Genomic DNA, 6323 nt, shown 5'->3' on the forward strand with positions numbered 1-6323 from the left:
AAGGAGGGCGGGCCGGAGGTCCCTCAATCTCTAAATTGTGCTACTGCGCTTATCGCCGAATACTGTCCTTTGCAAATGTCTCTAGAATACGGCTGCTGGGAGCCTCGGACAGCGACACGAGCCGGTTAGCCAAGGCCACCGGAATCAAGGCGTTGTCGTACATCGAGCATCGCAGCTCCGACACCGCGGCGAGCACCTCGGTAAGGTTCATGAAGTCCTTGAACTCAGGCTTGGACTTGTGGCCTCCGAAGGTTGGGACAGTGGCCACATATGTGCTGCCATCCTTCGCCTTGAAGATCATCTTGCCGCCCCAGTAGGTGTTCTGACCGTAGGGGATGGTACTGCCCGGATCGCCGGGAATGACGTACTTATAGATGTACTCGTTGGACAGCGGGAGCATCACGCCGGCATCGATACCATCGGCGCGCGCAGCATCCTGAGCCTTGTCGAGACTCTTCTCGATGTTGGCAGCGTGCTCCACGAATGACCCGCTCTTCTCCAAGCCCACCACGTTCAGCAGCGGCAGAGTACGAGTTGGGTTGGCCGGGTCGGGAAACTGACCCAAGAAGGTCGCAAGGTCCTTCAGCGGCTCAACCAGCGTAAATACCTGGCCGAACAGCGCTAGAGGGCCGTCCTTGATAAACAGCACCTCGCGGAGCAGGAGGGGCTTCATCTCCCAGAGCGCCCGGATGAGATGTACCAGTGCCAACGTCTCCAGAGCGGACAACAGGTACGGGGTAATACGGCTGGCCCCCTGCTCATCGTCGACCAGTTCGTGCAGTCGCAGCACGTCGGCCAGGTAGATCGGCTTGCCGCAGACCTGACAATCGAACACATCGGGTGTGTCCGGCAGCAGGACGATCTTCTCGCGGGTGCAACCCAGGTTAGGGCAGTGTTCAAGCGTCCGACTCTGCGTCCTATCGCCCGTCCACTGCCGAAAGACCAGCCACCGGAGCGTGACGCCCAAGGGCTCGTCGTCGTGGTGCCGCTTGAAGAGGAACTCGTGCAGGGTCAGGCGGATCGAGTCCTGCAACCCAAGTCCTCTCCGGGAGATGTTCCGTGTCGGCACTGCGAGCGGGAAGCGCTGGATCGTCTTCAGCTTGGCCAGATCCTCGGGAGCAATGAAGGTCTCGTGATCCAGTTGACGCAGATCTTCCAGCTTGAAGTAAAGCGGACCGAAGGCGAAGAATGTCAGGGTCGCTGACGGAAACTCGTCTCTTACCAGAGCTTCGCGGAAGCTGCCATCCACGGCTATTACAGCCTTGATCGGCTGCTTTTCCGGGTCTGGCACCTGAACAAGGAGTTCTGCGATCGTCTCCGTATCCGCGACCCTCGGAATGGAGCATTCGCTCAGGAGTGCCTGGACCTCAGGCGAAGCGATGATGTTGGCATGTGAGATCTTGCTCGCCCGCTCCATAGGCTTGCGCCCGCGGCTAGAATAGGCCATCACTAGGGCCCTCGACCTTGAACGGGTCAACCTGGATCGGCACAATGAATGTATTGGAGTCGGTCTTCAGTCTGATGAAGCCCTTGTCGATCGTCCGCCGCAGGCTGTCGGTGAAGTCCTCGAAGTCGTAGTACTTGTCCAACTCGCGAAGCTCATCGCGGTTGTTCAGGTGGGAGACGAACCAGTTCTGTGTGTTTTTGAGAATGCTGCTAGAGATCGAACTGACCTCCTGGGTTGCATAGCACAGCCCAATTCGTAGCTTCTGGCCTTCCTTGGCCAGCCGGTTGTAGATCTGGCTCAGATCCTTATCGTCCCTGCGAGGGAACAGGTTGTGGGCTTCCTCGAAGTACATCTGGATGAAGTTAGACAGCGTGTTGTCGATGAAGTGTTGCATGCCATCGTTGAATATCCGCCTACTTACCCTCTCGGAGTAGGTGCGCTGGACGTCGGGATCGCCCTGGGACAGGTCCAGAATCACGATCTTGCCTTCTCGTAGCAGGTCAACGATCTCCTGCTCGAATGGCTTGCCGATGGTTGAGGTGTGAAGATCCTTGTGCCGCATAAGCTTACGGAAGCCGGCTTCGTTTGGCGCGCCTCCTGGCTTAGGCCTGCGCGTTAGGAACCGAAGCAGAGTTTGCGTGTCCTCATCAGCCCACTCGCGCCCCTTGTTCTTTCGCTTATATTTCTGAAACGGGCCATCCGCATCATCGTAGTGTTCCCATGCTGCAGTGAACCACGCGATGGCATCATCGAGTGAGATGCCCGCACTCGGATCGACGCTATCCAACCCTGGGATGCCGCTTGCACGGATCTCCGTATTGGATTTGAAGCGAACCCTTTCGCCGCCCTCGTCGAATCCGGCGCGCTTGAGACAGCATCGGTAGACGGCCTTCTTTACGTCATAGCGTGTCGAGGCACCATAATCATCCTTGTCCGGCTCGGTCCAGTCGATGCTACAGAAGGCCTTCGTATAGATGCTGGTATCTTCGCTGAGCAATCCGGCAAGAAGCGCATGTCCGTCTACGATGGAACGATGGAAGTTGAGCTTCATGACCTTGAAGCCGGGCTTCTGCAAAACGCTGTACCGAGTCACCTCATCGGGGTACTGCTCGAAGATTGCCGTGCCCTCGTCCTGCTGGTTCGCGTTCGCGTACTCGCCATTGATGTCGAAGATGATCTGGCCGACCCGCTTGATCGGCTCGTCCTTGATCTTGATTCCGGACTTGGAGATGCCGACCGTGGCCTGGATGATCTTCTTGACCGAGTTGGACTTGCCGGTCCGCGTCATGCCGAAGAGGGCCGTGCGCTTGCCGAGGAAGTCGAGAGCCGTGACGTACACGGGCACCTCATCGCCTGGGTGATGACGCAGGCTGGAGCTATAGCGGACCTTCCCGATACGCTCGTCACCCTTGCCGCCAGGGATGCCATCCTCACGGAAGTTGACGATGTACTCCAGCACCTTGCCGCTGGGCTTCACGACCTTGTAGTTGTGTGGGGCGTAGAAGTTGTCCAGGTCGCCCGCAAAGCGAATGGCGCCGTCCCCATTGCGGTAGAACGTGCCAATGACGCGGCACTCAAGCCCGGAGAACTGGAACTCGGCGCGAGTGTAGGAATCGAGCGGTGCGCCGCTGTCCTCGCGGGGAGCCTCTTTGTAGTGGTCGACCATGGCCATAACCATGTCGTCGTCTGTCGGGAGCTTCGTGGGCTGAAGGACTCGCAGGAGGATCGCTTCGTCGATGTCTGGCTCCCCGCCGTACAGAGCCAGCAGGAACGCTCCAGCGGGTACGCCACCCACGCTCCGCTTCCACTTGTCGTTGCTCATCAGTCGGAGTCGGTCGAAGTCGAGGTAGAAGGGGCGCCCAACAAAGGCGTCCTGTTTGCGGCACTCCTCGAACAGATCGACGCTAGCCAGAGCCTTAAGCTCCTGCACGATCGAAGACGACATCGGCAACTCCCATTGCCTACCGGGGGTCAGGTGCGAGTGTCCGCGAATGTCCGATGGGCATCCCAAGATGGCTTCACGATGTCCGGCAGGCCTCGCGGGGTTGGGCTAAGCAACAGCAGTCGGTCGACTTTGGTCGCACGGCCGCTGTTGTGTTTCCAGATGCGACTTACCTTGCGTTGCTGCGGAATCTCATCAGCGATGATGCCGTGCAGATGCCACCCCTGAGCCCGCAGCACGTTGTCCCAGACAGCCTGGGCGAGGTTAAGATCAGCCTCGCCACGGCGAACGTCCCCGATGACGAAACACACATAACCATCCTCGGCAACCACTTGTCTAAGATTCTTGGAAACGACCTCCATGAAGGCCAGGTAGCGCTGCAAGGAAGCGGATGCCATGAGGCGCTGATCCACCTCGCTGGGTTGCTCACCGAGAAACCACAGCCGCACCCAGTTGTACTTGCCGTACTTGATCACCTGGAGGTAAGGGGGAGACGTGAAGATCATCTTTGGTCTCTCCCGCACCAGCCAAGCGGGTGGTGGTGCCGTTGCGTCATGCAGCCATGTCCGCCCACTTACCCGCTTAGCCGTCGGTAGGTTGAGGCGACCCAGGCGCTGTTCCAACATCGCGAAGACGTCCACCGTTGGCCGCTCAAGTCCGTGCTCCTTGATGTATCGAGCCACATAGCCGGGCGCCATCGCGAAAGTGTTCGGCATGCTGATGGAGAATCCCCGAGTTGCGCCGCTCTTCTCGTGATTGGCATGCAGCATGCCAAGAATCGTGGCTATCCAGAAGCAATCCACATCGTCGCGCGGATCGAGCTGACTCTTAAGCCAAACCAACTGCATAAGGGTCGCATCGCTATACAGCATGGCAATGTGAGGGGGCTCATCGTCGATGCAAATGGACGCCGAGGCGTATCCATTTCGTAGCTCCGCGAGTCGCTTCAGCAGTGCCCGCTGGCTTGGGATCCGCGTCTTGGCCCGCGAGAGCACAACGGCCAAGGGATTGGCATCACTCGAAAAACTGCGGCGACCTTGCAAAGTAGCCTCAAGCGCAAGGGTGCCGCGGCCAGAAAAGGGGTCATAAACGGCATCCCCTGGCTCTGTAAGCCAATTGACGAAAAAACGAGCGAGCTGAGGCGGAAACATGGCGAAGTAGCTACAGAGGCTGTGCAGGGAATGTCCCCAGCGCCGAGAGACCGACCGCCACTCTGGGGGGAGGTCTTCAAAGCCGTGGCCGCTCTCGAAAGTGTCCATCGCCTCTGGTCTTCTATTGCTGGTCCAGCGCTGGCTTGCGCAATCGACGCCCAAACTCAGCGATCATAACGCCAGGGACTCGATGAGTACAGTCAAAACTTTCAACGTGTCATATGGCATCCCCTTTCTCCCGATTGATCACCTTCTGCGCAATTCGTCCGTGTTGCTAGATGGAGGCGCCCTAACGTCAATGAAGAATGTGAGCAGGATAAATGGGCAGTAGCCGCCATCCCAGGGTGGCGACACTGGGCTTCTCCTCGTGACGTGGAGACCGAAGCGGGGGAGGTTCGATCGTACTGGCCCCCACGAGGCGTCGCTTGCTTCAGGGCCGGGCAGTGCGAATCCTCAAAGAGGCCGGCAGGCCCGTCGCGCACATCGCGTGGGATCTTGGTATCAACGAATACACGCTCCCCAACTGTGTGCAGATGGATCGGCATGTCAGTGGGTAGGTCGGCGACTGCTCCCAGTGGGCCGACTACAGCATCGACCACGCGGTCTCCTACCGGATACTGGGAACCTTCCCGTTCGTGGTTATGGATTGAAATAACCGCATCGGGACGGTCGCGCCGACCGCACGTCAGCGGCGGGTCTGGTTGGGTGTGGAGACCAAGCAGCTGTTACGACCTCGGGCGGCATGTACGCCTCGCTGCGGATCACCCAGGACCTGCGTGGACTGGGCGGGAAAGGTGTCGGAGACCGGCGAGGCCAGCATCTGGGCGATATGAGATCCGCTGACCTGCGGCGAAGACAATCACACTGTGGAAGCACAGGTGACGTGAGTTGCCTCGCGCTGAAGGGGATTGATGGAAGCTCGATCATGGTCCACAACTGGTCCACAGTCAGCGAGCGTCAACGAGAACGGGCGGGACTCCGTGAGACTGGAGGCCCGCCCGTACCTGCGCTGTTTGCCCTGGTCAGCGGCCCAAACCGCCGGTCAAGATCGTGTGCCCCCTGTAGGATTCGAACCTACGCACCCGGCTCCGGAGGCCGGTGCTCTATCCCCTGAGCTAAGGGGGCTCAACGAGTGATAAGGCTACCAGTATCGGGCCACCACTCCGCACCACGATAAAGGTCCAGCCACACATCCGAGGAAAACCCCACGTGACCGCGCCACTACGGGTAGCTTTGCGGCCGTGGGCGAGGTTCTTGGCAGGGTACTGGTCGTGGACGATGACGAGGTCATCCGTCAGTTGATCGCGGTGAACTTGAGCCTGGAAGGGTTCGAAGTCGCCACCGCCACCGATGGGCAGGACTGTCTCGAGCGGGTGCTCGATGTCATGCCCGATGTCATCACGCTTGACGTGATGATGCCGTTTCTTGACGGCTGGGTGACAGCGCAGAGGTTGCGTACCGATGAGGCGACCAGCCACATCAAGGTCATGTTGATCACGGCGCGGGCGCAGGACGATGACAAGAGGCGGGGGCGAGGGATCGGCGTCGACGCCTATCTCACCAAGCCGTTCGACCCGGCGGAGCTCATTGAGGTGGTCCGCGAGCTTGCGACGGGAAGCCGGGTCTGAGTCCCTGAGGTGTCAGTGGCCCCGCGACCGGTCGCGTCCGAGATGCGGTGTAAAAGTGAACGAGCGTAGGTTGCCGTGCTGAACCGACCAAAGTTCGCACTACGCAAGGACCTACGCTCGTGGCACGCACACTACCGCCCGTTCAGGCCATTCGC

Annotated in this window: 4 protein-coding genes and 1 tRNA gene; 1 reads left to right on the forward strand and 4 read right to left on the reverse strand. The window is 59.4% G+C overall.

All coding sequences use genetic code 11. The features are described from left to right. Positions 1–49 precede the first annotated feature (49 nt). The 4 genes from LDL49_RS53465 to LDL49_RS53480 all read right to left on the reverse strand — a co-directional run bounded on the left by LDL49_RS53465 (position 50) and on the right by LDL49_RS53480 (position 5665). Positions 50–1417 carry a DNA double-strand break repair nuclease NurA gene (locus LDL49_RS53465; RefSeq protein ID WP_225302648.1) on the reverse strand — a complete coding sequence of 456 codons (1368 nt, stop codon included), beginning with the start codon at positions 1415–1417 and terminating at the stop codon, positions 50–52. Positions 1418–1433: 16 nt separating this feature from the next. Then, positions 1434–3392 carry an ATP-binding protein gene (locus LDL49_RS53470; protein ID WP_225302649.1) on the reverse strand — a complete coding sequence of 653 codons (1959 nt, stop codon included), beginning with the start codon at positions 3390–3392 and terminating at the stop codon, positions 1434–1436. Between the two features lie 26 nt (positions 3393–3418). After that, complete coding sequence (locus LDL49_RS53475; RefSeq protein WP_225302650.1) at positions 3419–4648, reverse strand: DNA methyltransferase; 1230 nt, start codon at positions 4646–4648, stop codon at positions 3419–3421. A gap of 945 nt (positions 4649–5593) precedes the next feature. Next, positions 5594–5665 (reverse strand) — tRNA-Arg (locus LDL49_RS53480). Positions 5666–5781: 116 nt separating this feature from the next. On the opposite strand from LDL49_RS53480, the gene LDL49_RS53485 reads away from it, so the two are divergent. Next, the gene (locus tag LDL49_RS53485) at positions 5782–6168 is read left to right on the forward strand and encodes a response regulator transcription factor (RefSeq protein ID WP_225302651.1); all 387 of its coding nucleotides are present in this window, start codon (positions 5782–5784) and stop codon (positions 6166–6168) included. Positions 6169–6323: the final 155 nt, after the last annotated feature.

Source organism: Nonomuraea aurantiaca, assembly GCF_020215705.1.
GTDB classification, from domain to species: Bacteria; Actinomycetota; Actinomycetes; order Streptosporangiales; family Streptosporangiaceae; genus Nonomuraea; species Nonomuraea aurantiaca.

Bases quoted from the DNA above. Each gene is read 5' to 3' on its own strand.
- LDL49_RS53470 (WP_225302649.1), bottom strand. From the start codon at position 3,392: ATGTCGTCTTCGATCGTGCAGGAGCTTAAGGCTCTGGCTAGCGTCGAT.
- LDL49_RS53475 (WP_225302650.1), bottom strand. From the start codon at position 4,648: ATGGACACTTTCGAGAGCGGCCACGGCTTTGAAGACCTCCCCCCAGAG.
- LDL49_RS53465 (WP_225302648.1), bottom strand. From the start codon at position 1,417: ATGGAGCGGGCGAGCAAGATCTCACATGCCAACATCATCGCTTCGCCT.